Below are 25,524 nucleotides of genomic sequence, written 5' to 3'. Positions count from 1 at the left end.
TTAGAAGGCGAAGCAGCTGCAGCCGAGCGCGCCCCAGAAGGCGTTCTCTTCCGAAACCGGCAGGTTGGCGCCGCGCGCAATCTCGTGAGAATGCGTATGCACGCCGCACGGGCCGCTGCAGTGATGCGCTTGCTGCATCATGCCCACGCGTGTGGTGGCGGTCGGTGGCGCACTGCGATAGTGGCCGGGAACCTTGACCACCGGCGACCATTCCGGCAGCACCGGAATGAGGGGCGGCGCTTCCGAGCTGAAAGCGCCGGCGGCATAAACGATATTTCCGTCCACCACGGTCAGCACCGACTCAATGCCTTTGATCTCCTCTTCAGGCACGCTGAAGTAGTCTTTGCTCAGCACCACCATATCGGCCAGCTGACCGATTTTAATCTGGCCTTTTTTACCTTGCTCGCTGGAGAACCAGGCGCTGCCCTGCGTCCATAACATCAGCGCCGTATCACGATCGAGGCGCGCGTTGACGTCGTACATCTGCATGCCGCCCACAGTGCGTCCCGATACCAGCCAGTAAAGCGCGGTCCACGGGTTATAACTGGCCACGCGCGTCGCATCGGTTCCTAAACCCACCGGCACGCCGGTCTCCAGCATGCGCGCCACCGGCGGTGTATGGCGAGTGGCCTCAATGCCGTAACGCTCGGCAAAGTACTCGCCCTGGAACGCCATGCGATGCTGTACGGCAATGCCGCCGCCCAGCTCTTTGATGCGGTCAAGGTTACGCTGCGTCACGGTTTCGGCGTGATCGAAGAACCAGTGCAGGCCGTTGAACGGAATGTCGCGGTTCACTTTTTCAAACACATCCAGCATGCGGCTGATCGATTCATCGTAAGTGGCGTGCAGGCGGAACGGCCAGCGATGTTCCACGAGATGACGCACCACACGCTCCAGCTCATCTTCCATGCCGGGCGCCAAATCCGGACGCGGTTCGAGGAAATCTTCAAAATCGGCGGCGGAAAACACCAGCATTTCACCGGCACCGTTGTGACGGAAATAGTCGCTGCCCTGGCCCGGCGTCAGCATGTCGGTCCACTTCTCGAAGTCTTCCAGCTCGTGGCCCGGACGTTGGGTAAACAGGTTGTAGGCGATACGCAGCGTCATCTGCTTTTTCTCATGCAGCTCGGCAATGACTTCGTAATCTTCTGGATAGTTCTGGAAACCGCCGCCCGCATCAATGGCGCTGGTCAGGCCGAGGCGGTTCAACTCGCGCATAAACTGGCGGGTGGAATTGACCTGCTGCTCCAGCGGCAGTTTTGGCCCTTTCGCCAGCGTGGCGTAAAGGATCATGGCGTTCGGGCGCGCAATCAGCATGCCGGTCGGGTTGCCATTGCTGTCACGCTGGATCTCGCCGCCCGGCGGATTGGGCGTGTCTTTGGTGTAGCCGACGACCTTCAACGCGGCGCGGTTGAGCAAGGCGCGATCGTACAGATGCAGGATAAACACCGGCGTATCGGGCGCGGCTTCGTTGATCTCATCCAGCGTCGGCATGCGACGCTCGGCAAACTGAAACTCGGTCCAGCCGCCTACCACGCGCACCCACTGGGGTGACGGCGTGCGCAGCGCCTGTTCTCTCAGCATCCGCAGCGCATCGGCGATCGAGGGCACGCCTTCCCAGCGCAGTTCGAGGTTGTAATTCAGGCCGCCGCGGATCAGGTGCAGGTGGGAATCATTCAGGCCGGGAATGGCGGTATGGCCTTTGAGGTCAATCACTTTGGTGCCTTCGCAGTGATGCTGCATCACGTCGGCCAGGCTACCCACTTCGAGAAATTTGCCATCGCGCATCGCCACGGCCTCGGCAATCGGGTTGCCGCGATCGACGGTATGAAATCGCCCATTGGTCAAAATGATGTCTGCTTTGCCTAACGTAACCATAAAAGCTCCTGAATAAGAGGTCCTGCCAATTTCGCAGGTGAAATACTGGGTGGGATTATGTTCAGGCGGTGCGGAAAGCGTCTAGTTATACAAAAGGATAGGTATACCTTCGTATAGTTATACCTATAGATAATGGTTCGTGTGCCCAAAGGTTCTTACACTGCGCCCAGACATTCACCTCAATGGGCATACAAAAATGACAACCAGTAAATTAGAAGTACTGACACCGCATAACTGCCAGATCATCTTCATTGACCAGCAGCCGCAAATGGCGTTTGGCGTGCAGTCCATCGACCGTCAGGTGCTGAAAAATAACGTGGTCGCGTTGGCAAAAGCGGCGAAGGTGTTCAACATTCCTACCGTACTGACCACGGTGGAGACCGAGAGCTTCTCAGGTAACACCTTCCCGGAGCTGCTGGATGTGTTCCCCGGCCAGGACATTCTTGAGCGTACCTCGATGAACTCGTGGGATGACCAGAAAGTGCGTGATGCGCTGGCGGCCAACGGTAAGAAGAAAATTGTGGTTTCCGGTCTGTGGACCGAAGTGTGTAACAACACCTTCGCGCTGTGCGCCATGCTGGAAGGCGACTATGAGATCTACATGGTGGCTGACGCCTCCGGCGGCACCACCAAAGAAGCGCACGACTATGCCATGCAGCGCATGATTCAGGCGGGCGTGATCCCGGTGACCTGGCAGCAGGTGATGCTGGAGTGGCAGCGCGACTGGGCGCACAAAGAGACCTACAACGCGGTGATGGATATCGCGAAAGAGCACTCCGGTGCTTACGGCATCGGCGTTGATTACGCTTACACCATGGTGCACAAAGCGCCATCGCGTCAGAAGAGCGAGCATCGCACGCTGGCACCGGTTGCTGCGCCCGTACGCTAAATCGTCACCCAGGCGAGCGCTTACGGGCTCGCCTTTCTTTTTCAAGGAGGACCGGTGAGTCCTTTACTGATTTCTCTGGCGGCGGGTGTGTTTATCGGCCTGATTTACGCCTTGCTCAACGTGCGATCGCCGGCGCCGCCCGCCGTGGCGCTGGTGGGCTTGCTGGGCATGATTGTGGGCAGTTCGCTGGGTGGAAAATTGACGCATCCCGTAGCGCCCGTCGATAAAACCTCACGCGCGATGGCCGCTGACAGGCCGCTACCTCCCGCCATGCTCACCGCAAAACAGGCGGGTTGAACATGCTGAAAACCTATGCGATATCGCTCTCGGTCGGTATTTTAGTCGGCACCATTTATGCCGTTATCGACGTCAATTCCCCAGCGCCGCCCGTGATTGCGCTGCTTGGTCTGTTTGGTATGCTGGTCGGCGAACAGATTATCCCGCTGTGTAAGCGCCTGATAAACCGTCAACCGGTCACGCTGGCCTGGTTTCGTCAAGAGTGTGTGCCTAAAATCAGCGGCACGCCGCCATCGAGTGACAAAACCTCCTGAGGACGCGCCGCAGGCAGTGAATAATAATTAAGGAACACAGCATGCAGCTGTCGCAGCGCATTGTCGTTGTTGATGATGAACGATCGGTTCGCAGTGGTTTGAGCAATCTGCTTCAGTCGGAAGGATACGCAACGCAGGCATTTGAGTCGGCTGAAGCGCTATTAGCGGACGAGACGGCGCTAAATGACGCTGCGCTGTTTATTATTGATGTTGAGCTCAAAGGCATGTCGGGCTTTGAGTTGTTCCGTGCGCTGGTACAGCGTCGCGCGAACCCACCCGGAATTATCATCTCCGGCAATGGCGATGAGAATATGCTCTGGTATGCCATCAATTTAGGCGCGATCACCTTTATGCGAAAGCCCATTGATATCGACCTGCTGTTTGAACATATCCGTCTGGCGTTTTCCTCCCAGGCAGCGCGCCAATGAGCACGCTTTTCCTGTCGTTAAATATCGCGGATGACGCGGCGCTGGTGCTGGCGGATGACATCGTTTTCACCCCGCTGGCGCAGGAAGGGCAGGTTGAGTGGATCGAATGCCGTCACCCGATCTCCGATGAACGCTTCGTGCTGGCCACGGCGGCGGCCGAAGAGGCGGAGTTTCCGGTAACGCAACTGCTGAAAAATGAGTATGCGCTGCGCGCCTTATTAGCAGAAAGCTGGGCGCGAAAACCGCTGCGCCACACCTTATATCAGGGGCGCTACGCCCTGATTTATCCCGCGTTTCGCTACCAAACCCTGGCGGATTATCTGCGCCTGCCAGCGGGTAAAATTCAGAAGTTCATCAGCTGCGCCGTGCTGCTGTGTAATGCGCTCAGCAAGCTGCATGAGCAAGGTTTGGTGCACGGCGACATTAAACCGGCCAATTTCTTCTTTACCGATCAAGGCGACGTGGTGCTGGGCGGCTTTGGCCTGGCGTTTATCGAAGCGGACTCACAGCAGCCGCTGCGCGCCTCAGTGACCGGCGGCACGCTGGCCTACATGTCGCCCGAGCATACCTCGCGCACCGCGCACGCGGTCAGCCGGGTCAGCGATCTCTACAGTCTGGGCATCGTGCTTTACGAATTACTCACCGGCAAGCTTCCCTATGGCAGCGCGGAAGGGGGCGCGGCGGAATGGGTGCACCATCACATTGCCTCCGAAGCGCTGCCGCCGCACCGGCTGCGCAAAGATGTGCCGCTGGTACTCTCATCCCTCATTTTACGCCTGCTAACCAAATCGCCGGAGCAGCGTTATCAAACCGTCGAAGGCGTGCTGGCCGATCTGCGCCGCTGTGAATCCAACCTGATGCCTGACGGCGTAGTTGAATCTTTCGCGCTGGGCTTACAGGATGTGCCAACCACAACGCTGTTATCCGATGTGCTGTACAGCGACCATGCTCAGGCCAGCGAGATGCTGGCGGCGTTTGATGAGGTGTGCAGCAGCGGGAAACACTGCATGGTGGCGATTAGCGGCGCGTCCGGTGCCGGAAAATCGGCGCTGATGGCCTCGGCGCTTAAAATTCTGCGGGAAAAAAACGCGCTGCTGACGGTGACCAAAGCCGACCAGCACTCGCCCATTTTGCCCTACGCGGTATTTACCTCGGCGTTTCGATCGCTGACGCTGCATCTGCTCGGGTTGCCCGCCGAAGAGCTGGCGCGCTGGAAAACACACATTGCGCGCCAACTGGGGAATTATGTTGGGCTGGCCGTTAATCTGGTGCCCGAACTGGGCATCTTGCTCAATCACAAAGCCAGCGTGCAGGCGGATGCACGCTCGTTAGATGCACGCAATCGCCTGAATCTGGTGGCCTGCAGCCTGGTGAAAGCCTTTACGGTGCCGGGGCGGCCGCTGCTCCTGCTGATTGATGACGTGCACTGGGCCGATCAGGCGACCTTGCAGCTGCTACAGAATTTGCTGCGCTCCAGCGACGATATTCCCTTATTGCTGGTGATTTCTCATCGCGATCGCGCCTCGTTGCCCTGTCCGACGGTGGTCGCCAGCCTGGAGCGCATTCGTGCGGCGGCCACGCGCATTGTGGATATCACGCCCGAGCCGCTGTCGGTGAAAAATATCGCCAGCTGGCTGGCCGGCATTTTTCACACGCGCAGCGCGGAGACCACCGAGCTGGCGCAGATCATCCATGAAAAAACCGCCGGGAATCCGCTCGCCACGCGTGAGTTTTACCGCCAGGCGGTGCGCGATCACCACATCACACACGCTGCATCCCATAAATGGACCTACAATCCGCACGCGTTGAGAAACTGCCATTACACCGCGAACGTTGCCGCCAGCGTGCTGCAACAGCTGCAGTTGCTCGCGCTGCCGCTGCGCCAACTGCTGGGCCGATTGGCCTGCATCGGCAGTAGCGGCGATCTGCCGGTGTTGGCCGGCATCCTCGATACGACGCTTAGCGCCCTTCACGCCACGCTGCGCCCTGCGGCTGAGGCCCGGCTGATCTCGCTGACTGATCACAGCTACACCTTTATGCATGACAGCATGCATGAGGCCGCGCTGAAGTTGCTTTCGTCGGCGGCAAAAGATGATTTTCACTTTGCCGCTGCGCGCTATTACATGCAGGCCGCGCGCCAGGATAACGCGCATGCGCTGCTGTTCAGTGCCGCGCATCACACCATCACGTTGCAAAACCGCGCACTTTTAGCGCCTGATGCCGCTGCGTTTAGTCTGCTGTTATTAAACGCCACCCGACGCGCGAAAATTATGGGCGATTACGCTTCCGCGCTGCGTTTCTTACACGCTGCCCGAGCGCTCAACGCAGCGTCAGGCGCGGAGAAGAGCGGCCCGTTTTTGTTTGAGCAAGCAGAGTGTGAGTTTTTAAACGGCAACTTATCGGGCGCGCTGGCGTTGAGCTCTGAGATTCTCGCCACGCCCGGTGCGGTCACCGATAAAGCCGAAGCGGCGACGCTGATTGCTGAAATTCATATGCGTCAGTCCGACAGCCAGCTGGCGCTGGAAACCGCGCTGGCCTGGCTGGCGGTGTTTGACATTCATCTGCAGCGCTATCCGGATAAAGCCGAGTGCGATGTCGCCAGGCAACGGTTGAAAAAAGAGGTTGGCAAAAATCCCTATACGCGCTTCCGTTCCCTGCCGCGAGTGACCTGCCATAAAACCGAAGCGGTGATGAATTTGATGGCCAGCGCCAGCACCTTCGCCGCATTTATCAGCCCACGGCTGCAGTTCATCATCCTGTGCAAACTTCTGCATCTGACGATGGAGAAGGGCATCAGCGGTGCCTCCACGCTGGCGCTTGCCTGGTACGGCGTGGTGTGTGGCGATCAGTTCAACGAATACAGCCGAGGATTTGCCAGCGCGCTGCTGGCCCGCGAGCTGGTGTATAAGCACGACTTCGTTAGCTACAAAGCGCGCACGCTGATGCCGCTGGACCAGGTGAGCGTCTGGACCATGCCGCTCAGTTACGCCATTGAGTGCGCTAAAGCGACTTTTGATGTGGCGGTTGATATTGGCGATCGCACGTCGGCGTGTCTGGCGCTGCGTCATCTCACCATGAATTGCCTGGCGCGCGGTGACCATCTTGATGGCGTGCATACTTCGATCATGCGCGGCATGGTCTATGTGCGCAAAGCGCAGTATCGCGATGTGGAAGTGATACTCGGCATGCAGCTGGATTACGTGATGTTCCTGCGTAAGCCAGCTGGTGAGACCTTGTCCGGCGATGATTTCCATGCGCCCGCGCTAAATGTGGTGCAACCCGAATACGCCATTGAACCGCTGTTTTTGATGCAGTTCTGGACGCGGCTGTATAAAGGCATGGCGCACTTCTTTGCCGGTGAGTATGCCGCCGCCCAGCGCCAGTTCAGCGACGCCGCACCGCTCACAGACGTGATTCCCGGCCATGTGCATATGCTGGATTTCCATCTCTACAGCGCGCTTTCACTCAGCATACCGCTGCAACCGAATGAGCTTGATGCCACGCAGCGGCAGCAACTGCAGCGCCATCTTGAAAGAATTATCACCTGGGCAACGGAGAACCCCGGCACCTTCGCCGACAAAGAGGCGCTGCTGCGCGCCGAACTACTCAGGCTGGAGGATAACAGCGGCGCGGCGCTGGAGCAGTTTGAAAAAGCCATTGAGCTGTCGCGCAAAGGGCAGTTTCATCCGATCAACGCTCTGGCATGCGAACTGGCTGCGCGCTGCGCCAGTGCGCGCGGCATGGCGTTCGCCGCCGAGGGCTACATCAAAGGCGCGCTTGCCGCCTGGGATCGCTGGGGCGCGGGCGCCAAGGTGCGTCAGCTTGAAATACACTATCCGCATCTGGCGGCGCACCCGCCGCAGAGCGCGTTAAACACCGTGACCTTTGAGCAGAGCGCGGTGATCAGCGACCTGCAAAGCCTGGTCACGGCGATGCGCGCATTGACCGAAGAGATCAATCTTGATCGGCTGATCCATATTTTGATGATGATGTTGGTGGAGCGCGCCGGCGCGCAGCACTGTATTTTGATCCGCCTCATCGACGGCAATGTGCCGGAAATTCAGGCGCGCGCCTCCTCCACGGTGGAAGGCGTCAGAGTCAAAATCGTTAATGAACTGCCGGTGGCGACCGATTTGCCGCTGTCGATTCTCTCGGCGGTGATCCGCACCGGACAGGAAATCCGTACCGGTCGGCCGGAAGTGTTTAGCCCGTTTAGTCAGGATAACTATCTGGTCGCCTCTGGCGCGGCAGTGATGTGTGTGCCGATGTTCCGTCAGGCGCAAATGGTGGGTGTGCTCTATCTGGAAAACCGGCTGATGCCGGATGTTTTCACCGCGGAGCACTCGCGCATTGTCTCGATGTTAGGCGCGCAGGCTGCGGTTTCTCTGGAAACGGCGCGGCTGTATGCCGAGCTGGTGGAGGAGAACATCCAGCGGCGGAAAATTGAAAAACAGCTGCGCGCCAGCCAGACATCCCTGATGCTGGGTGAAAAAATCAGTAATACCGGTACCTGGCACTGGCATCTTGAGCCGGATATCCAGCTGGTATCGGACGAATATAAACGCATCATGGGGCTGCCCGCCGGGCAGGTGAGCACCTCGATGGCCGAGTTTCAGCGGCGGGTGCATCCAGACGATCTTCAGTGCCTGAAAGCGCTGATTGAATCCAGCGTGGCGCATGGCGTGAGCATGCAGGCTGAATTTCGTATCATCCGTGATGACGGCGAATGCCGTTATATCAAAGGCATAGGTGAGCCGGTGGAGAACTGGCCGGATGTCGCCGAATATTTCGGCACGCTGACGGATATCACCGCGCAGCGTCAGTCCGAAGATGCCGCCAGAATTGCCCAGGCCGAGCTGGCTCGCGTGGCGCGCGCCACCACGGTAGGACAGCTGACCTCATCGATCGCCCATGAAATCAATCAGCCGCTGATGTCGATTGTGGCCAATGCTGGCGCCAGCCTGCGCTGGTTGAAACGCGATCCGGCTCAGCTGGAGAAAGCCAGTGAAAGCATTGAGGAGATCATTAACGAAGGGCGGCGCGCTGGCGAAATTATTCGCGGCCTGCAGTCACTGACGCGCAATAATGTTGCGGAGTATGCATCGGCCAGGCTGCATCTGCTGGCGCGCGATATTTTAACCTTGTCGCGTCTGGAACTTGAGCGCCGCTCGGTGGCACTTGAACTGGATATTCAAGCGCCATGGGATGAGGTGTTTTGCGAGCGCGTACAGATTCAGCAGGTGCTGCTGAATCTGGTGATTAATGCCATTGAGGCGATGGCCGATAATGCCGGGGCGCGTATTCTGCGGCTCTCATCCTCCAATCCTGACGCGAATCATATTCGTATAGAGGTCGCCGACAACGGCAGCGGATTATCGGCAGAGGTTATCGGCAAGATATTCGACTCTTTCTACACCACCAAAGCGGAAGGAATGGGAATGGGCCTGACCATCAGTAATGAAATCATCAAACGTCATGGTGGTGTGCTGAGTGCGGAAAACCGCCCACAGGGTGGCAGCGTATTTAGTTTCACCCTGCCATTAAATCTGGGGAAATAGTTTATCTGATCCTCCCGCGCTATTTCACGGGAGGAAAATCGGACCGTTATCACTATAACGCGCGCCTTATTCATCTTGCAGTAAATGAAGTTTCTCAGCAGCTCTGACTAATTCTGATACTGAACGCACCGCCATTTTTTCCATTACGCGGCGTTTATGCACTTTTGCCGTAATTTCACTGATGCCCATTTCGGCGGCAATCTGCTTATTTAATAAACCGCGAATGACAAGCAGCATCAATTCCATTTCCCGTGGCGTTAAAGAGTGATAACGCCCGGTGAGTACAACTCTTTCCTGTGCGAGTGCTGCGCTTTTTTCGGCCAGCGCCATGGCAGCGGATACCACTTGTATCAGGTCATCCGGCATCACCGGCTTGGTGAGAAACTCAAAGGCGCCGGCCTTCATCGCGCGGACCGTCAGAGGAATGGTGCCAAAGCCGGTGAGGAAAATGGTGGGAATGGTGTATCCACGCGCGGTGAGATCCTGCGAGACATCAAAGCCGTCGAGGCCCGGCATATTCATATCGACAATTAAACAGCTCGGGGTGCGGTAATGCGGCTGATGTAAAAATTCAGCGGGGGAGGTAAAGGTCGAAATCAGGTAGCCTTCTGAGCTCAGCAGATTTTGCAGCGCGTTGATGACAGCGGGGTCATCGTCAACAATATAAATCGTTCTATCCATAAAAACTCATTCAGACTCTTACGAGTTCTATTCACTACATGCGCGCTAATATACCCGCAAAATAGTGCTGTAGGAATGGCGAAAAACGTATATGTGAATGTGATTATCTGCTGCGCTGTTAGGCCTAAAAAGGGTGAGGATGAAAAGCCATGCACTCACCCGCTATTCTTAAGGTAATAAATGCGTAACCTTAAGGTTCATCAATCCGCGATACCCTCAAGGTGGTTTGTTCGCCACGCCCATACACTTTTCCACTCACGCGGACTTTATCACTGGCTGAATAGGTTTTCTCTTTGAAGGCCGGCTTCTCAGCATTAATGATAATCGTGCCGGTATCATCGCGGAATTTGTAGCTATCACCTTTCAGCTTTTCAATAATATGGCCTTCGAGCGTGACATAGCCGCCCTGACGGAAATCACGAATACGTGAAATCGGGGTTTGTGCGGTGTCTTCCGATCCTTTATAACCGGCATCCTGATTCTTCTGCGGCGGTGCTGTTTCACCAGATTGGTATCCGCCTTCCGCTGCGCTCACGCCAACGCTGAACATCATGATTACTGAAGCTAAAACAACCTGTTTCATATGCTCTCCATAGATTTTCCTGCTGACACGGTGTTAAGTCTGGCACAAATATGCGCGACTGCACGACAAACGCAGCGGTAATTGAAAAAAGCACAACTGACTTATTTATGCCAGGGTATGTAGACGCGGTTTTTATTTCTTTGGCTAAGCGCGACGTTAAATTAGCGCCGTGCTTATCTGCTCATTCGAATTAAGAGTGCTAGCCACTCAGGAAAATAAATTATGAAAGCTATCGTCTATAACGGGCCTTTTGATGTCTCGGTTAAAAATGTTCCTGATGCAAAAATTGTGCGTCCTACCGATGCGCTTATTCGTATTACCACCACCAATATTTGCGGTTCCGATTTACATATGTACGAGGGGCGCACCAGCTTTGAACAGGGGCGCATCTTTGGTCATGAAAACCTTGGCGAAGTGGTGGAAGTGGGAAGTGGCGTCGAGCGACTTAAGGTTGGCGATTACGTTTGTATGCCGTTCAACGTCGGCTGTGGTTTCTGTGAAAATTGTGAGAGAGGGTTAACCGGTTTCTGTCTGACCGCCAATCCCGGCACCGCAGGTGCGGCCTACGGTTTTGCTGAAATGGGTGAGTGGGAAGGCGGTCAGGCCGAGCTGCTGCGCGTGCCGTTTGCCGATTTTAACTGTTTGCTGCTGCCACCGGATGCGGTGGAGAAAGAGGAAGATTATGTGATGCTGTCAGACATTTTCCCCACCGGCTGGCATGCGACCGAACTGGCAGGCCTGCGACCGGGCGATAGCGTCGCCATCTACGGTGCGGGCCCGGTAGGCTTGATGGCCGCGCATTCGGCGATCATCAAAGGCGCGTCGCAGGTGTTTGTGGTGGATACGCACCCCGATCGCCTGGCGCTGGCGGAGCAGATGGGCGCAACGGGCATCAATGCCGTGGGCGACGCAGCGGTGCAGCAAATCCTTGATCTGACGGATGGACGCGGCACGGATTGCGGTTGTGAATGCGTGGGTTATCAATGTTGTAATCAGCATGGACACGAAGATAACAGCGCCACCATGAACAGCCTGGTCGCTTCCACCAAAGCCACCGGCGGCATTGGCGTGGTGGGCGTGTTTATCCCGCAGGATCCCGGCGCGGCCAGCGAGTTAGCCAAAGTGGGTAAAATGCCGTTCGATTTCGGCAGCTTCTGGTTTAAAGGGCAGTCGATCCGTACCGGCCAGGCCAACGTCAAAGCCTATAACCGCCAGCTGGCGCGATTGATTGCCACCGACAAAGCGCATCCGGCGAGCATTATTTCTCATCGACTGTCGCTGGCCGAAGGACCCGAAGCGTACCGCCATTTCGACGATCGTGATGCGGGCTGGACCAAGGTGATTTTGAAACCTTAACGCATTCATAGCGCCTGTTATGCCGCATGATATTTTTGGTCGCCATTAATGGCGACCCTGTGGAGGGTGCGAAAATAATTGAAATAAAGCGCAACGGTATTTATCAGGATTAATCTTATTAATAAACCATTAAAGCTACCTTTCGGTTAAAATATCCTCGCTTTACATTCTCCTCATTAATCTCTTTAAACATCATTTCTAAACCAGACGAAATATAAATGTTTTTATGCTCTACAGTTAATAGGGTCTTAACTGGAGGAGCATGTCACATGTCGAAAGATAAAAAAGAACAGAATTTAACCCATACCGCGCCGCATAAAGGGCCAGAAACCTCTGAGCCAGGATTAGGTGATTTAGCACCGCAAGGCGGTGGACATAAACCTGCCGCTGAACCGACGCCGCCGGGCAAGCAGCCTACCGCGCCCGGCAGCCTGAAAGCGCCCGCCACGCAAAACAGCAAACTTGAGCAGCTCGATGAGTACCGCAAAAATGGCGAAAACGCCGACCTGACCACTAATCAGGGCACCCGCATCGCCAACGATCAGAACTCGCTGCGTGCCGGTTCGCGCGGGCCCACGTTGCTTGAAGACTTCATCATGCGTGAAAAAATCACGCATTTTGACCACGAACGCATTCCTGAGCGTATCGTTCATGCGCGCGGTTCGGCGGCGCACGGCTATTTCCAGCCCTACCGCTCGCTGGAAAAACTGACCAAAGCAGGTTTCCTCAGCGATGCCGAAAAAATCACACCCGTCTTCGTGCGTTTCTCCACCGTGCAGGGTGGCGCAGGATCGGCTGACACCGTGCGCGATATCCGTGGATTCGCCACCAAGTTCTATACCGATGAGGGCGTTTTTGATTTAGTCGGCAACAACACGCCAGTATTTTTCATCCAGGATGCGCACAAATTCCCGGACTTCGTGCATGCGGTGAAACCCGAGCCGCACAACGAAATTCCGCAGGGGCAGAGCGCGCACGACACCTTCTGGGATTATGTGTCGCTGCAACCTGAAACGCTGCATAACGTCATCTGGGCGATGTCGGATCGCGGTATTCCGCGCAGCTACCGCACCATGGAAGGCTTTGGCATCCATACTTTCCGCCTGATTAACGCTGAGGGTAAAGCCACCTTCGTGCGTTTCCACTGGAAGCCGGTGGCGGGCAAAGCCTCGCTGCTGTGGGATGAAGCGCAGAAGCTGACCGGCCGCGATCCCGATTTCCACCGTCGCGATCTGTGGGAAGCGATTGAAGCCGGGGACTTCCCGGAATATGAGCTCGGCCTGCAGCTGATCCTGGAAGAGGACGAGTTCAAATTCGATTTCGACATTCTCGATGCCACCAAACTGATCCCCGAAGAGCTGGTGCCGGTCGAACTGGTCGGCAAAATGGTGCTCAACCGTAATCCGGACAACTTCTTTGCCGAGACCGAACAGGTGGCGTTCCATCCGGGCCACATTGTGCCAGGGCTGGACTTCACCAACGATCCGCTGTTGCAGGGCCGTTTGTTCTCCTACACCGATACGCAAATCAGCCGTTTGGGTGGGCCGAACTTCCATGAGATCCCGATCAACCGTCCGGTTTGCCCGTACCACAATTTCCAGCGTCAGGGCATGCATCGCACGGAAATCGATACCAATCCGGCCAACTACGAACCGAACTCCATCAACAACAACTGGCCACGTGAAGTGCCGCCAGCGGCAAAAGAGGGCGGATTCGAGAGCTATCAGGAGCGGGTGGAAGGCAGCAAGGTGCGCGAGCGTAGCCCATCGTTTGGCGAATATTACTCGCAGCCACGGCTGTTTTGGCTGAGCCAGACCGCGGAAGAGCAGCAGCATATCATCGGCGCTTATTCGTTTGAGCTCAGCAAGGTAGCGCGTCCTTACATCCGCGAACGCGTGGTCGATCATCTGCTGCAGATTGACGTCACGCTGGCGCAGGCTGTGGCCACCAATCTGGGGCTGAAGCTGAGTGATGAGCAGCTCAACACCGTTCCGCCGAAAGATGTCAACGGCCTGAAAAAAGATGACAGCCTGAGTCTGTATGCGCAACCGAGCGGCGACATTAAAGGCCGTCAGGTGGCGTTACTGCTGAGCGACGGTGTGAAAGCCGCCGACGTGCTGGCGATTCTGCAGGCGCTGAAAGCGCAGGGCGTGCATGCCAAAATTCTGGCAGCGCACATGGGACAAGTGCTGGCGGATGATGGATCGGTGCTGCCGGTTGATGCCACCTTTACCGGTCTTCCTTCGCTGACCTTTGATGCGGTGATTGTGCCGGATGGCAATATCGATGCGTTGCTGCTGAGCGGTGATGCGCGCTACTTCCTGCTGGAAGCCTACAAGCATCTCAAAGCCATCGGTCTGAGCGGTGATGCACGCCGGTTTAAGGCGCAGTTTAACGTGCAGGACAATGAGGTCGAGGAAGGGCTGGTGGAAGATGTGAAAGCCGAGAGCACCTTTATGGCGGACTTCCTTTCTGTCATGGCATCCCATCGCGTCTGGTCGCGCAGCAAAAAAGCGCTGACCGTCGCAGCCTAATGCGCGGGGCGGAGTTGATTGCTCCGCCCCGTTTTCCCTGCATCTTAGGCAAAAAAAAGCCCGCTCGTAGCGGGCTGGTCGAGATGCATACCGAAGTGATCGTGTAAACGCGTACTGTGTGTTGCTGCCACTCAATGTGGTGGAACCAGACTACAGTAATATTTCGCAACTGGTCATAGGAGTTATCGATGGCCCGAAAAATAACCGCATTCGTCCACTGATGCGTGGTTTACCTGCTTAACTCTGTTGGTGGGGAAGACAGAGGACAACATGCAGTTTAAAAGAAAAATGGATAAGCCGGTTTCTTCTGACGGCGGTTTACTGAAAAGCATTGTGCTCTCTGGACTGCTGCTATTGATCACCGTAGCCAGTATGAGTATCTGGACCTTGCGTGAAGACTGGCTGGCGACCGTGCGTCAGACCCAGGAATCCGCGATGAATCTGGCGTTATCACAATCGCGTCAGGCGGAAGACACCTTCCTGCAGACCGAGCTGTCGCTACGCCAGGTACAGCGTGATCTGCAGCTACAGCTGGCAACGCGCATTCAGGGCGCTGACCTGAGTAATACCATGCGCGAATTACAGCGCCGCTTACCGCAGTTACACGGCTTGTTCTACTACGATCAAGATGGCAAGTGGATCGCCACCTCCGCCCAACGCGCACCCAACAATATCAATAATTCCGATCGTGAATACTTCACTTTTCAGCGCCATAACCGGCGCAACAGCGTGCATATCGGCCCGGTGATCAACAGCCGCAGCACCGGTGATTTGGTCATCCCCGTTTCCCTGCGCGTCAGTGATGCCAGCGGTGGCTTTAAGGGCGTGCTGCTGGCCACCATCAAGGTCGATTTTTTCCGTCGCTTCTACAGCTATTACGAACTCGGTGCGCGCGATGTGCTGGTGTTGATGCTGGCTGACAGCACGGTGCTGTATGCGCGTCCGATGCCTGACAGTTACATCGGCAAAAATCTCTCAGCCAGCCCGCTGTTTCAGGAGATGCTGGCGAAAATGGATCGCGGCAGCGGGCAGTGGAAATCGGTGCTGGATGGCCAGGCGCGGATCTTTGGTTTTGCGCGTTCCGATCGCTATCCGATTATCGTCGCCGCCGGTTACAACAGTGACGATCTGTTCCATGTGTGGGTTAACCGTCGGGCGCAGGATATTCTGCTCAGCATTATCCTGCTGCTGACCATCTTGCTACTCGGTATTTTCCAGCTGCGTCAGGCGCGTAGCGTGTTGCGCTATCAGCAGGAATTGACTCAGCTGCGCGACGAACTGCACAGCGCCAACCTCGCCCTGAATCAACTCGCGCACGTTGATGGTTTAACCGGTCTGGCGAATCGAAGGGAGTTTGATCGTTTCCTGCATCAAGCGCTGGCCCACGCCGCCGCCAGCGGTAAACCGCTCACGCTGATCATGATGGATATCGATTTCTTCAAGCATTACAACGACACTTACGGCCATATCGCCGGGGATAAGTGCCTGAAAGCGATCGGTGAAGTATTAGCTGCCGTGGTGGCGCGGCGCTCCGATATCGCCGCACGCTATGGCGGCGAGGAGTTTGCGCTGATCCTGCCTGATACCCCATTCGATGAGGGCATGACGATTGCGCATCGGGTGGTTGAGGCGGTGCGGATCAGGCAGCTTGCGCATATTTCTTCGCCCAAAGGCCAGGTGACGATCAGTGCCGGCTGCGCCACCACTGCGACGTCTGCCACCCTCAGTGCGGTAAAACTGCTGGAGTACGCCGATCACGCCTTGTACCGGGCAAAGCGTGAAGGGCGCGATGATGTGAAAGGGATTAATATAGATGAATCGCAAGCGTAATTGGCTTATTCCACGGCGGGCAGCTGGTATTTGATATATTGACGCAGCGCCTCGTGCATCTGGCTATTCCTTTCGTCCTCTAAGCCGCGCTCTTCATATTCTTTCGCCAGTTGAATAATCACCTCATCATATTTCCCTTTGAAGGTGATGTTATTTACCGCCACCTGCTTAATCATTAACTCGCGCAAGGCAGCGACTTCAATCTGCAGCTGGTTTACCGTTGCTTCCAGCTCGTTTACGCGTTCTTCATTCGACATAGGTTCTCCGGATGTTATTAAGCTGTGACCGTATCAGGGGCTGAATATCGCATTCGCATGCGTGTAATTCAAGCGTGAAGCGCTTACTTCGCTACCGGTAGATCCGCTCAGGGCTTGAGTCTGTGACGCGCTGCGAAAAATAAAAAGCCAGACCTGTTTCCTGTTGAGAAACATATGATATGATGTTTCTCAACAGGAAACGCGGAGGCGTGATGTGATTAAAAGCTGGAAGCATAAGGGATTACAAAAGTTGTTTGAGAAAGGTGATATCAGCGGTGTCCAGGCGCAGGACGCAGAACGCATTCGGCTTCGCCTTCTGGTCATTGATGAAGCGCTCTCCACGGATGAATTCAGAAACTATCCGGGGTTTCGTTTTCATCCCCTTAAAGGGGACAGGAAAAACCTGTTTTCATTAACGGTCAGGGCTAACTGGCGTATCACCTTCGAATTCACCAACGGCGATGCCTATATTCTTAACCTGGAGGACTACCACTGATGGCAATGTTCAATCCCCCGCATCCGGGCGGTCTGATCACCGAATACATCGAAGATAACAATATTGGCTTGCGCGTACTGGCGAAAGAGCTTGGTGTTTCTGCTTCAGCGCTGAGTAAAGTCGCCAGCGGTAAAGCATCGGTCAGCCCTGAAATGGCGGTGCGGCTTGAGGCGGGGCTGGGTATTGCGGCGCGCCTGTGGTTATCAATGCAGGCGGCATGTGACCTGCACAAGGCACGAGAAACCACGGACGTTTCCGGTGTCAATCTGCATCCAGGTATGAATGCCGCTTCTGAGGCGCACAGGGCAGCGAAGTAACGCACCCACGCCAGTTACCTGTACAAAACCGCGCTGGCTGGCGCGGTTTTTCTTTGGTCGGTTCAGACACCTTTAGACGAACCCGGTTCTGCGGTCGTGATGACGCTGTGTCAGGGACTGAAGAGTGTATTGACATGCGTGTAATTCAAGCGCGAAGCGCTTACTTCGCTACTGGCAGATCCGCCAGCCGGGTGGTGTAGGCCGGGGACAGCATCTCGCGCTTCATCGACCAGGGTTTCTGAATGCCTTGTCCGGCAAACCATAACGCACCGCGCTGGTAGGCATTCATCTTGTCGATCAGGGCCATTAATTGGTCACTATTGTGACGCGGCTGATATTCCGCAAACAGATCAAACTGCGCCACGCCATCGCTAAAGAAATCGCCCAGCATGACGCCGCCTTTCATATAACGCTTACCGGGCACCCAGATGCGATCTAAACAGTTGAGCGTGGCCTGAATAATATCGCGGCTGTCAGCGGTGGGCGTAATCAAGGTTTGGCTGGCCGCATTGGCATAATAAGGATGATGCGGATCGTGCGGACTGGTACGAATAAACGTCCCGATATGACGGCAATATTGCCGCTCACTGCGTAACTTCTCTGCGGCACGCGCCGCGTAATTGGCGATGGCCTCGCGCATATCCTGATATTCGGTAATGCGATCGCCAAACGAGCGCGAGCAGAGGATATTTTGCCGGTTGGGAATCACCTCTTCAAACGCCAGACAAGACTCGCCACATAATTCACGCACCGTACGCTCCAGCACCACGCCAAAGTGTTTACGGATCAGCGCGGTCGGGGTTTCAGCCAATTGCAGCGCGGTGGTAATGCCCATCAGGTTGAGCTTTTTCGATAAGCGCCGGCCCACGCCCCACACCTCTTCAACCTTGACCAGTTTCATCAACTCGCGCTGACGGTGGGGCAAAGAGAGATCCATCACGTTCTCAGCTTTGGTCCAGCGTTTGGCGGCCCAGTTGGCGAGCTTTGCGAGGGTTTTGGTCGGCGCAATGCCGACACCCACGCGCAAATGGGTGTCCTGATAAATACGGTCGCGAATGTCGCGGCCTAACTGTTCGAATGTCATGCAGGCGTTGATGCCGGTGACGTCAACGAAGGCTTCGTCAATGGAATACTCATCCACGCGCGTGGAGATCAGCGCCAGCGTCTCCATCACGCGGCGCGACATATCGCCATACAACGCATAGTTAGACGAGAACACCACCACTTTGTGGCGCATCAACTCTTCCCGATGTTTGAAGTAGGGCGCGCCCATCTTAATGCCCAGCGCCTTGGCTTCTCTGCTTAGCGAAATAATGCAGCCGTCGTTGTTCGACAGCACCACAATCGGCTTGCCGCGCAGATCCGGGCGAAACACCGTTTCACAGCTGGCGTAAAACGAATTCACATCCACCAAGGCAAACATCAGCGGCCTATGGTTTTAATCACGTGTTTAACGATGCCGAAGACTTCGAACTCATCGGCGTCAGGAATGGCGATCACCGGATGCGCGGTATTCATCGGTTTGAGATGCAGGTAAGGCTGTAACATCAGCTGTTTCACGGTGAACTCGCCGGAAAGCGAAGCCACCACAATGTCACCGTGTTTGGGTTTTAGCGAGCTGTCCACCACCAGCATGTCACCCTCATTGATACCGATGTCGATCATCGAGTCACCGCTGACTCTAATGAAATAGGTTGAACTGGGGTGATCGACTAAAAAGTCGTTGAGGTCGATACGTTGTTCAACGTAGTCCTGCGCCGGGGACGGAAAGCCGCAGGGCACGCGGCTGATGAACAAAGGTAAGGCGAGAATAGCGCGGATTTCCGCGGGCTGATAAAACTGCATGGCTGCGATCTCAAATCGTCACTGTATATGTATACAGTAATGTCGAATAGGCAGTTTGATCAAGCCAGAACCCGTAATGATTTGCAAAACAGTTGGCAACAAAGGAAATTTATTTTGTGCCAAAGGGCTTGCCGCTGCGCTTAAATCATCATCCCCATGATCTGCAGGGTGCTCTGCTGTGAAGCGGTGATAAACGGAATGTCTTTGATGTGCTGCATACCAAAGGCTTCGTAGAACTTACGTGCACGCACGTTATCGCCTAACACTTCCAGCCACAGGTAGCCTTCACGCTTGTCGCGCGCCTCATTGATGATGCTCTCGAACATCCAGCGACCGTAGTTTTTGCCGGTTTCTTCTGGATTGAGGTAGAGCTTGTTGAGCAACGCGCCGCTCATGCCGGAATCCGGCACTGGCGTGTTCCAGGTGACTTTGGCGAAGCCAATCGGCTTGTTGGTCTCGGCGATCAGCCAGCTCTCATTGGGCGCCGCGAGGCTGCTATTCAGCTCTGCCAGACCGTATTCCTTGTCGATAAAGGCATCCAGTTCGTCTGCGGAAACCCACATATGTTTGAAATGCGCACTGTAGGTCATGCGGCCCAGCAGGTGCAGCAGCTCTGCATCCTCTGCCGTGGCTTTGCGTATGGTGAACTCCATGCCAGATTTCCTTGCTTAATGCTTGTTATTAATAACGTCGTCGGTGCGAGCAGAGGCCACCGAAGGGCAGTTACCATAACGTGTTAGTAACAAAAACCCAAGATAACCAGAGCTGTCTGTTAACAAGGCGCCATGCCGATGATCTATAATGAAGAGTGAGAAGCAAGCGTAAGCCCATATTCTCAGGAGGTAGAAGATGTCAGATTCGCAACCTAAAATTATCGGCGAAGCGGCCTATGCATTACTGGTACGCCGTGAGGAAGTCAGCGTTTCCTCACTGCTGGCAGAGCTCGCGCGCATGGCGAGAAAAGAGCAAAACAGTCAACAGCAGCAGCGTATTACCCAGGCGCAGCAATGGTTGCTCACGCACCGTCAACCGGCGGGCAGCGATAATCGCGTCCATTCAGCATTGCGCGGATTGAGTCGCCAGGAAGGCAGTGTCAGAATGCCTTCGGCCGATGCCGACGACAATTGACCATCCCAACCGGCTCACGCGTCGATGACTTTCGGCGCGGAGCGCACAGATTTGGAAATAAAAGCTTTCTAATTGTCCTAATTCACACTTCTTAGCACTTTTTGCAACAAAACCTGCCTGGCATCTTGAGTAAGCTCCTTGTACAGCTTTTTGCTATCTGTACAACTTTACTTAGGTCAAATGATCTAACTTTTTCATTTATTGGGGTCAATTATGCGTCAGAACGGATACACGCCGAGTTCAGTCGAGGCCATTGCCAACTATTTCAGCAAAGCGTCGCTGCCATCGCAGCAGGAAACCTTGGGTCAGATCGTGGTTGAAATCTTACGCGAAGGCCGTAACCTCAACCGCAAATCGCTATGCACCAAGCTGCTGCGCAGACTGGAACTGGCCGCCAATGCTGAAGAAGAACATCACTATCATCAGCTGATTGGCTTGTTATTTGAACGTGAAAGCTGAGAGTCAGTCAGACGTCAAACTTGTACAAGTATTAAAATTTTACTCTGAATACGCTCCCACACTGGTTTCGCCCCGCACCGGGGCGAAGCGGCGGTCAGAGATTCGTTATGAAAATTCTTTATGAATAGAAGTGAACACCAGAAAATAATCGATGAAATTATTGGCGAAGCGGCGCTGGCGCTGTTGCAACGTACGGGCCCGGTCAATACGCAAGCGCTGTTGAATCAGCTGATGCTGATGAAGCAGCAGAGCAACGACGAAGAGCAGCGTGCAGCGATTACTGCCGCCATCACCGATGTACGCAACAGTATTTCGGCGGGAAAAAAGCTGCGCGAAGAGCAGCCGCAAAGCGACAACGTTCTTCAGCTGTTTGGTAACAACCAACAGTCTGGTAACAATCGTAAACATTGACTGATTGGCTCGCGTTTAGGCATTGTAAATTCGAGCGTAGATACAATCACGGGACTGGAATCATGTCGGAAAATCACAACCTCTACGCTGCACTGCCTGACACCGAACTGGCAGAGCATTTTCGCAATGCAGACAGTACGTTAAGAAACGAAGCTGCCGTATTGGATAGGGTTATCCGCCACGTGCTGGCCACCGAAGGGCGCGTCAGTAATAAATCGATTATTCTCTGTTTGATTATGGCGCTGGAAACCGCAGAAGGTGATGCTGAAGCTGATGTGCTGCGCAAAACACTGGAAATTGTGGTGGGTTACACGCCTGACGACGCCTGATATTCCTCTCTGTCCCCCGCGCGGGGACAATGAATTAATCCTTTCTGGCGAGAGCTAATCGGCGCTTCGCTTTGCCAATATTAATTCTGTGCAACCAGGTGCGAAACTGTTTTAACTGGACGTGTGAAGCGACATCAGTTGAAAGCGTGCAAATATACAGCTGGCTTTGGGTATGATTATTAGTGCCGGTCGCGTAAATTTCGCTTTTATTATCACGCTGTTGCAGTTCAATTCCCGTGAAGTGTAAATTCCCCCACAGCTGTAAAGTGTCCTCGAACTTTTTAAAGTCCATCATGATGCCCTTATTATTTTGACTTATTATGGAATGTTGCTGGCTCCGTGCAACATAAAGCAATTGCACGATTAAGCCAGCATCTTTGAATAGTAAATTCAGGGATAGTCGCGTTTGGGCGCGGATTTTCGCATCCACTTGCGTTTATTACCGCTTTGCTTATCCATCGCTAATGCGCTGGCGCTGGCCGGATCAAACAGCGACAAACTCTCTATTTGATGCACCATAATCACTTTACGAAACTCAAGGGCACTTTTAGGTGCGGACGAGAAATCAATGTTGTGATTGTGGTACCACAGACTGTAATTATGCTCGATCGCCAGATTGAGCGTGCGTGAATCACGATAGCCGCTCAGCATCGGGATCAACACAATGTTGGCAGTGTTTGGATATTCAAAGGTCGCCGCGTGAATCATGCCGATATAGATACGGCGCGATTTCAGTGTGACCCACGCCAGCTCGCCTTCTTCCATACATTGCAATAGCAACTGTTCAATGCCGTTGGAGCGGGAAAGGCGTTGATACAACTCCTTGCGTCCACCGGCGTTGAGCCGGGCGCTGACCGCCCAGTTGGAGCGATACATACAGAACAGGATGGCAAAGGCCAGCATCAGCACCACCGGCGCCTGAATGCCTAAAAAGCTCCACGTCATGAAATCGACGTTCCAGTGCACATTCTCCGCCGAGGTCAGCGCAAACGCATTGTTCACGCCCGATGCGGCCAGCAGAATCAGCCAGATAATCGCGGTTGCCAGCACGCCTTGCAGCACAAATATGCAGCCATACAGCGCAATGAGAAAATAGACATCCCAGCCAAAGGAACGCTTAATTTTTAAACGGCTCGACATGTCGCGGCTGGTATACCAATAGCCGCAAACCATCATCACCATAAATATCGCCGTGCCCATTTAAATATCCTTTAATGTGCTGACATGATGGGCAAAATCGCGCTGCACTTCAGGACTCAACGCATTAACCGAAGCGTTACCATCTTCATCAATAATAATTCTGTCGCCTTCCTCAATCGATTCCTGAATGTCCTGGCGCGTCATGACTTGCACTAATGACTCCGGGCTACCGAAAAGGGAAGTTAAAAAACCAAACATCATCAAGCCATCCTTATTATTTATGCCAGCGTCAACTATGGCACATCCCTCAACAACCCAGCCGCGTAACTGAAATGAAAGGGCGTTTTCCGGATTAATCTGCCAGGTCGCCGTTTAGGGCGACCTGTGATAATTACTGATTGGTAAGCGGCGTTTTACTGCCGGGTTCCGCGCCGGTAATCGGATTGGTATCGGGCTGTGAAGCGGTGCGTGTTGCCAGCGTATCCAGATCGCTCAGCTGTTTTGACGGCAGCGTCACGCTGGCGGAGCCATCACCGCCATCCACTGCGGGCTGCGGGTCGGCGACATAGTCGAAGTTCTCATCCGAGTTCCAGCTACCGCGAATATCGTCACCCTGAGACATGTTGTAGTAGGTGTGCGCATACTTCTCGATCGGCGGCAGTTTGCCCGGTGGGAAGTTGTTGTGGATGGAGTAGAGCGCTTTTTCAAACGACAGCTGATGCGCCACTTCGCGCGTCATCAGGAAACCCAGCGCATCTTTCACGCCCACGTCATCGGTGAGGTTGATCAGGCGTTCGTAGAGGATTTTGGCGCGCGCTTCGGCCGCGATGTTAGAGCGCAGATCCGCTGTCACTTCGCCAATGGTATCAATGTAAGCCGCTGTCCAGGGCACGCCCGCGGAGTTGGTTAATGCCGGGCCGCCGCCGTACAGAATCGATGTCAGATGGCTGTCATTGCCCGCGCCGGTGATGGAGCGATAAAGATCGCCTTGCTCTTCGCTGCCTTCCGCCAGTTCGCCTTTGGCACCTTTATTCAGCATGCCAACCAGCGAACCGATAATTTCCAGATGGCTCAACTCTTCAGTCGCGATATCCATCAGCATCTCGCGACGACCCGCATCTTCATCACTTAAGCCCTGCATGAAATAGCGCATCGCAGCGGCTAATTCGCCCTGCGGACCACCAAACTGCTCGAGTAATAAATTGGCCAGACCGGGATTGGGCGCATTAACGCGCACGGTATATTGCAACTGCTTTACGTGTCGAAACATAGCTCACCTCAAAAAATAAAATAAACGGAGAAAGAGAATTAATTCTGATGTTTAAAAATAAATAACGATAAGAAATGGAGGAGGGAAGGAGTGAATTTAGCCTTGTACTCATCAACTGCATGCCGCCTCATTAATACTAAGCGGGCATCCCATTGCTGCAAGCGCACCGGGTTAAATTAATTTTATTTTAAGCCGCGAGATAAATATTATTTTAAAGAGTGAATGTTGGCATGAATTAAATAAGCGCGTCGTTCTGGTGCGCATAAATGCGCACCTACAAAACACGTCGGTCGCCATTAATGGCGACCTGGTTAACGCCTAATCAGAACAACTCACGATACAGCGCAGCGATCATCGTCACGCTGCACTCCCGCGGATTGCCCGGCGTACACACATCGGCGAAAGCTGCGGTGGCAAGCGCATCCACATCCTGCTCCTGCATGCCGATATCACGTAGTCTGAGCGGAATACCGATATCGTGGTTTAGGGTGATCACCGCATCAATGGCCAGCGCACGGGCATCGGCTAATGAACAGCTATAGGCACCTTCCATGCCCAGCGCATGGGCGATATCGCGGTACTTCTCGCCGGTATGCTCGGCATTGAACGCCATGATATGCGGCAGCAGAACCGCATTAGCGATGCCGTGCGGCGTGCCATAAAACGCGCCCAGCGGATGCGCCATACCGTGCACCAGACCCAAGCCAACATTCGAGAAACCCATTCCGGCGATGTACTGACCGAGCGCCATATCCGCCACGCCCGCAGGCACGCCTTTAACCGAATCACGCAGCGAGCGGCCAATAATTTCAATCGCTTTGAGATGGAACATGTCGGTAAGTTCCCACGCGCCGCGCGTGATGTAGCCTTCAATGGCGTGCGTCAGCGCATCGACGCCGGTCGCCGCTTTCAGGCTGGCGGGCATGCTGGCCATCATGTCGGGATCGATAATGGCAATCGCCGGGATATCGTGCGGGTCGTAGCAGACGAACTTGCGCTTCTTCTCTTCATCGGTGATGACGTAATTGTTGGTCACTTCCGCTGCGGTGCCGGAAGTGGTCGGCACCGCAATGATCGGTACGGAGGGATTGCGCGTGGCGGCGCCGCCTTCCAGCATGCGCACGTCACTGAACTCGGGATTGGCAATCATCATGCCGATGGCTTTACAGGTATCCTGCGGCGAGCCGCCGCCCACCGCGATCAGATAATCGGCACCCGAACGACGAAAAGCCTCGACGCCCGCATGCACCACCTCAACGGTAGGATTGGGGATCACCTCATCATAGATGGCGAAACTGAGGTCGTGCTGCGCCAGCAGATCGGTGATGCGGGTGGCGACAGAAAACTTGATCAAATCCTTGTCGGTCACCACCAACGCTTTGTTAAAACCGCGTTTGTGAATCTCATCGACAATAGAATTAATCGCGCCCGCACCGAAATAGGCGGTCTCATTGAGGATCATTCTGTTAATCATATTAATTACCTTCACGTAGATGCCAGATTTAAGATTTTTCGATTAAATTCATCAAGATAAGAAGATTTAACCGTATCCAGATTTACGTGGTAATGACGATACAGATATTG

At 54.6% G+C, this 25,524-nt stretch carries 26 protein-coding genes; 14 read left to right on the top strand and 12 right to left on the bottom strand.

Annotation, left to right across the window (positions count from 1 at the left end; all coding sequences use genetic code 11):
• Positions 1 to 1,878 (bottom strand): amidohydrolase, encoded by a 1,878-nt coding sequence (locus Q3H59_RS11875; RefSeq protein ID WP_192413579.1) that lies wholly within the window; start codon positions 1,876 to 1,878, stop codon positions 1 to 3.
• 196 nt (positions 1,879 to 2,074) lie between these two features.
• Between Q3H59_RS11875 and Q3H59_RS11870 the strand changes: the two genes are divergently transcribed.
• Genes Q3H59_RS11870 through Q3H59_RS11850 form a run of 5 tightly spaced genes read left to right on the top strand, consistent with a single transcriptional unit; the run spans position 2,075 to position 9,304 of the window.
• On the top strand, positions 2,075 to 2,767 hold the full coding sequence (locus Q3H59_RS11870; protein ID WP_101760759.1) for a hydrolase: 693 nt from the start codon (positions 2,075 to 2,077) through the stop codon (positions 2,765 to 2,767).
• Positions 2,768 to 2,821: 54 nt separating this feature from the next.
• Complete coding sequence (locus tag Q3H59_RS11865; protein WP_192413577.1) at positions 2,822 to 3,064, top strand: DUF1427 family protein; 243 nt, start codon at positions 2,822 to 2,824, stop codon at positions 3,062 to 3,064.
• 2 nt (positions 3,065 to 3,066) lie between these two features.
• Positions 3,067 to 3,318 (top strand): XapX domain-containing protein, encoded by a 252-nt coding sequence (locus tag Q3H59_RS11860; RefSeq protein ID WP_192413575.1) that lies wholly within the window; start codon positions 3,067 to 3,069, stop codon positions 3,316 to 3,318.
• Positions 3,319 to 3,359: 41 nt separating this feature from the next.
• Positions 3,360 to 3,746, top strand: coding sequence for a response regulator (locus tag Q3H59_RS11855; RefSeq protein WP_192413573.1), 387 nt, complete (start codon positions 3,360 to 3,362; stop codon positions 3,744 to 3,746).
• Positions 3,743 to 9,304: an AAA family ATPase gene (locus Q3H59_RS11850; RefSeq protein ID WP_309834976.1), complete on the top strand. Its 5,562-nt coding sequence runs from the start codon at positions 3,743 to 3,745 to the stop codon at positions 9,302 to 9,304. The genes Q3H59_RS11855 and Q3H59_RS11850 overlap by 4 nt, the downstream gene beginning before the upstream one ends.
• Before the next feature lie 66 nt (positions 9,305 to 9,370).
• On the opposite strand, the gene Q3H59_RS11845 is transcribed toward Q3H59_RS11850, so the two are convergent.
• Positions 9,371 to 9,985, bottom strand: a complete 615-nt coding sequence (locus Q3H59_RS11845; protein ID WP_210080474.1) for a response regulator transcription factor — start codon at positions 9,983 to 9,985, stop codon at positions 9,371 to 9,373.
• A 190-nt stretch (positions 9,986 to 10,175) separates the two neighbouring features.
• Positions 10,176 to 10,568 (bottom strand): YgiW/YdeI family stress tolerance OB fold protein, encoded by a 393-nt coding sequence (locus Q3H59_RS11840; protein ID WP_137385635.1) that lies wholly within the window; start codon positions 10,566 to 10,568, stop codon positions 10,176 to 10,178.
• A gap of 222 nt (positions 10,569 to 10,790) precedes the next feature.
• Here Q3H59_RS11840 and Q3H59_RS11835 point away from each other — a divergent pair, with 222 nt between their 5' ends.
• The 3 genes from Q3H59_RS11835 (at position 10,791) to Q3H59_RS11825 (ending at position 16,288) form a co-directional block, all read left to right on the top strand.
• Positions 10,791 to 11,924, top strand: a complete 1,134-nt coding sequence (locus Q3H59_RS11835; RefSeq protein ID WP_101760752.1) for a glutathione-independent formaldehyde dehydrogenase — start codon at positions 10,791 to 10,793, stop codon at positions 11,922 to 11,924.
• Between the two features lie 269 nt (positions 11,925 to 12,193).
• A complete protein-coding gene (gene katE / locus Q3H59_RS11830) occupies positions 12,194 to 14,458 on the top strand; it encodes a catalase HPII (RefSeq protein ID WP_309834973.1) in 2,265 nt (754 codons plus the stop codon).
• Between the two features lie 270 nt (positions 14,459 to 14,728).
• A complete protein-coding gene (locus tag Q3H59_RS11825) occupies positions 14,729 to 16,288 on the top strand; it encodes a sensor domain-containing diguanylate cyclase (protein WP_101760750.1) in 1,560 nt (519 codons plus the stop codon).
• Between the two features lie 5 nt (positions 16,289 to 16,293).
• Here the strand turns inward: Q3H59_RS11825 and Q3H59_RS11820 are convergent, their stop codons facing one another.
• Positions 16,294 to 16,545, bottom strand: coding sequence for a hypothetical protein (locus Q3H59_RS11820; protein ID WP_101760749.1), 252 nt, complete (start codon positions 16,543 to 16,545; stop codon positions 16,294 to 16,296).
• Positions 16,546 to 16,759: 214 nt separating this feature from the next.
• On the opposite strand from Q3H59_RS11820, the gene Q3H59_RS11815 reads away from it, so the two are divergent.
• Complete coding sequence (locus tag Q3H59_RS11815) at positions 16,760 to 17,041, top strand: type II toxin-antitoxin system RelE/ParE family toxin (RefSeq protein ID WP_309834970.1); 282 nt, start codon at positions 16,760 to 16,762, stop codon at positions 17,039 to 17,041.
• Positions 17,041 to 17,358 (top strand): HigA family addiction module antitoxin, encoded by a 318-nt coding sequence (locus Q3H59_RS11810; protein ID WP_137385638.1) that lies wholly within the window; start codon positions 17,041 to 17,043, stop codon positions 17,356 to 17,358. Before Q3H59_RS11815 ends, Q3H59_RS11810 begins: the two co-directional genes overlap by 1 nt.
• 160 nt (positions 17,359 to 17,518) lie before the next feature.
• On the opposite strand, the gene umuC is transcribed toward Q3H59_RS11810, so the two are convergent.
• From umuC to Q3H59_RS11795, 3 genes are all read right to left on the bottom strand, one after another.
• Positions 17,519 to 18,781 carry a translesion error-prone DNA polymerase V subunit UmuC gene (gene umuC / locus Q3H59_RS11805; protein ID WP_309834966.1) on the bottom strand — a complete coding sequence of 421 codons (1,263 nt, stop codon included), beginning with the start codon at positions 18,779 to 18,781 and terminating at the stop codon, positions 17,519 to 17,521.
• Entirely contained in the window at positions 18,781 to 19,203 is a 423-nt protein-coding gene (gene umuD / locus Q3H59_RS11800; protein WP_137385640.1) for a translesion error-prone DNA polymerase V autoproteolytic subunit, read from the bottom strand. Before umuD ends, umuC begins: the two co-directional genes overlap by 1 nt.
• 140 nt (positions 19,204 to 19,343) lie before the next feature.
• On the bottom strand, positions 19,344 to 19,856 hold the full coding sequence (locus tag Q3H59_RS11795; RefSeq protein ID WP_309834963.1) for a GNAT family N-acetyltransferase: 513 nt from the start codon (positions 19,854 to 19,856) through the stop codon (positions 19,344 to 19,346).
• Positions 19,857 to 20,052: 196 nt separating this feature from the next.
• Between Q3H59_RS11795 and Q3H59_RS11790 the strand changes: the two genes are divergently transcribed.
• From Q3H59_RS11790 to Q3H59_RS11775, 4 genes are all read left to right on the top strand, one after another.
• A complete protein-coding gene (locus Q3H59_RS11790; RefSeq protein WP_137385641.1) occupies positions 20,053 to 20,331 on the top strand; it encodes a hypothetical protein in 279 nt (92 codons plus the stop codon).
• 213 nt (positions 20,332 to 20,544) lie between these two features.
• Positions 20,545 to 20,790, top strand: coding sequence for a regulatory protein YcgZ (ycgZ, locus tag Q3H59_RS11785; RefSeq protein ID WP_007891089.1), 246 nt, complete (start codon positions 20,545 to 20,547; stop codon positions 20,788 to 20,790).
• 120 nt (positions 20,791 to 20,910) lie between these two features.
• Positions 20,911 to 21,201: a hypothetical protein gene (locus Q3H59_RS11780; protein ID WP_101760744.1), complete on the top strand. Its 291-nt coding sequence runs from the start codon at positions 20,911 to 20,913 to the stop codon at positions 21,199 to 21,201.
• A gap of 62 nt (positions 21,202 to 21,263) precedes the next feature.
• The gene (locus Q3H59_RS11775; protein ID WP_101760743.1) at positions 21,264 to 21,530 is read left to right on the top strand and encodes a biofilm development regulator YmgB/AriR family protein; all 267 of its coding nucleotides are present in this window, start codon (positions 21,264 to 21,266) and stop codon (positions 21,528 to 21,530) included.
• 34 nt (positions 21,531 to 21,564) lie between these two features.
• Here the strand turns inward: Q3H59_RS11775 and Q3H59_RS11770 are convergent, their stop codons facing one another.
• The 5 genes from Q3H59_RS11770 to fucO form a co-directional block, all read right to left on the bottom strand.
• Entirely contained in the window at positions 21,565 to 21,825 is a 261-nt protein-coding gene (locus Q3H59_RS11770; protein WP_101761031.1) for a hypothetical protein, read from the bottom strand.
• A 95-nt stretch (positions 21,826 to 21,920) separates the two neighbouring features.
• The gene (locus tag Q3H59_RS11765; protein WP_101760742.1) at positions 21,921 to 22,730 is read right to left on the bottom strand and encodes a hypothetical protein; all 810 of its coding nucleotides are present in this window, start codon (positions 22,728 to 22,730) and stop codon (positions 21,921 to 21,923) included.
• Complete coding sequence (locus Q3H59_RS11760) at positions 22,731 to 22,928, bottom strand: hypothetical protein (protein ID WP_101761030.1); 198 nt, start codon at positions 22,926 to 22,928, stop codon at positions 22,731 to 22,733.
• A 133-nt stretch (positions 22,929 to 23,061) separates the two neighbouring features.
• On the bottom strand, positions 23,062 to 23,940 hold the full coding sequence (locus tag Q3H59_RS11755; RefSeq protein WP_101760741.1) for a manganese catalase family protein: 879 nt from the start codon (positions 23,938 to 23,940) through the stop codon (positions 23,062 to 23,064).
• 322 nt (positions 23,941 to 24,262) lie between these two features.
• On the bottom strand, positions 24,263 to 25,414 hold the full coding sequence (gene fucO, locus Q3H59_RS11750; protein ID WP_309834955.1) for a lactaldehyde reductase: 1,152 nt from the start codon (positions 25,412 to 25,414) through the stop codon (positions 24,263 to 24,265).
• Positions 25,415 to 25,524 lie beyond the last annotated feature (110 nt).

This window comes from Pantoea sp. SORGH_AS_0659 (assembly GCF_031453915.1).
Taxonomy (GTDB): domain Bacteria; phylum Pseudomonadota; class Gammaproteobacteria; order Enterobacterales; family Enterobacteriaceae; genus Pantoea; species Pantoea leporis.
This window is presented reverse-complemented; position numbering and strand designations above follow the sequence as displayed.

Excerpts from the sequence above, each read along its gene's own strand:
- Q3H59_RS11795 (WP_309834963.1), bottom strand. The coding sequence starts at position 19,856 with ATGGAGTTCACCATACGCAAAGCCACGGCAGAGGATGCAGAGCTGCTG.
- Q3H59_RS11775 (WP_101760743.1), top strand. The coding sequence starts at position 21,264 with ATGTCGGAAAATCACAACCTCTACGCTGCACTGCCTGACACCGAACTG.
- umuC (WP_309834966.1), bottom strand. The coding sequence starts at position 18,781 with ATGTTTGCCTTGGTGGATGTGAATTCGTTTTACGCCAGCTGTGAAACG.
- Q3H59_RS11835 (WP_101760752.1), top strand. The coding sequence starts at position 10,791 with ATGAAAGCTATCGTCTATAACGGGCCTTTTGATGTCTCGGTTAAAAAT.
- Q3H59_RS11855 (WP_192413573.1), top strand. The coding sequence starts at position 3,360 with ATGCAGCTGTCGCAGCGCATTGTCGTTGTTGATGATGAACGATCGGTT.
- Q3H59_RS11850 (WP_309834976.1), top strand. The coding sequence starts at position 3,743 with ATGAGCACGCTTTTCCTGTCGTTAAATATCGCGGATGACGCGGCGCTG.
- Q3H59_RS11845 (WP_210080474.1), bottom strand. The coding sequence starts at position 9,985 with ATGGATAGAACGATTTATATTGTTGACGATGACCCCGCTGTCATCAAC.
- ycgZ (WP_007891089.1), top strand. The coding sequence starts at position 20,545 with ATGCGTCAGAACGGATACACGCCGAGTTCAGTCGAGGCCATTGCCAAC.
- Q3H59_RS11765 (WP_101760742.1), bottom strand. The coding sequence starts at position 22,730 with ATGGGCACGGCGATATTTATGGTGATGATGGTTTGCGGCTATTGGTAT.
- Q3H59_RS11860 (WP_192413575.1), top strand. The coding sequence starts at position 3,067 with ATGCTGAAAACCTATGCGATATCGCTCTCGGTCGGTATTTTAGTCGGC.
- Q3H59_RS11755 (WP_101760741.1), bottom strand. The coding sequence starts at position 23,940 with ATGTTTCGACACGTAAAGCAGTTGCAATATACCGTGCGCGTTAATGCG.
- fucO (WP_309834955.1), bottom strand. The coding sequence starts at position 25,414 with ATGATTAACAGAATGATCCTCAATGAGACCGCCTATTTCGGTGCGGGC.
- Q3H59_RS11790 (WP_137385641.1), top strand. The coding sequence starts at position 20,053 with ATGTCAGATTCGCAACCTAAAATTATCGGCGAAGCGGCCTATGCATTA.
- Q3H59_RS11870 (WP_101760759.1), top strand. The coding sequence starts at position 2,075 with ATGACAACCAGTAAATTAGAAGTACTGACACCGCATAACTGCCAGATC.
- katE (WP_309834973.1), top strand. The coding sequence starts at position 12,194 with ATGTCGAAAGATAAAAAAGAACAGAATTTAACCCATACCGCGCCGCAT.
- umuD (WP_137385640.1), bottom strand. The coding sequence starts at position 19,203 with ATGCAGTTTTATCAGCCCGCGGAAATCCGCGCTATTCTCGCCTTACCT.
- Q3H59_RS11780 (WP_101760744.1), top strand. The coding sequence starts at position 20,911 with ATGAATAGAAGTGAACACCAGAAAATAATCGATGAAATTATTGGCGAA.
- Q3H59_RS11840 (WP_137385635.1), bottom strand. The coding sequence starts at position 10,568 with ATGAAACAGGTTGTTTTAGCTTCAGTAATCATGATGTTCAGCGTTGGC.
- Q3H59_RS11875 (WP_192413579.1), bottom strand. The coding sequence starts at position 1,878 with ATGGTTACGTTAGGCAAAGCAGACATCATTTTGACCAATGGGCGATTT.
- Q3H59_RS11820 (WP_101760749.1), bottom strand. The coding sequence starts at position 16,545 with ATGTCGAATGAAGAACGCGTAAACGAGCTGGAAGCAACGGTAAACCAG.
- Q3H59_RS11760 (WP_101761030.1), bottom strand. The coding sequence starts at position 22,928 with ATGTTTGGTTTTTTAACTTCCCTTTTCGGTAGCCCGGAGTCATTAGTG.
- Q3H59_RS11770 (WP_101761031.1), bottom strand. The coding sequence starts at position 21,825 with ATGATGGACTTTAAAAAGTTCGAGGACACTTTACAGCTGTGGGGGAAT.
- Q3H59_RS11810 (WP_137385638.1), top strand. The coding sequence starts at position 17,041 with ATGGCAATGTTCAATCCCCCGCATCCGGGCGGTCTGATCACCGAATAC.
- Q3H59_RS11825 (WP_101760750.1), top strand. The coding sequence starts at position 14,729 with ATGCAGTTTAAAAGAAAAATGGATAAGCCGGTTTCTTCTGACGGCGGT.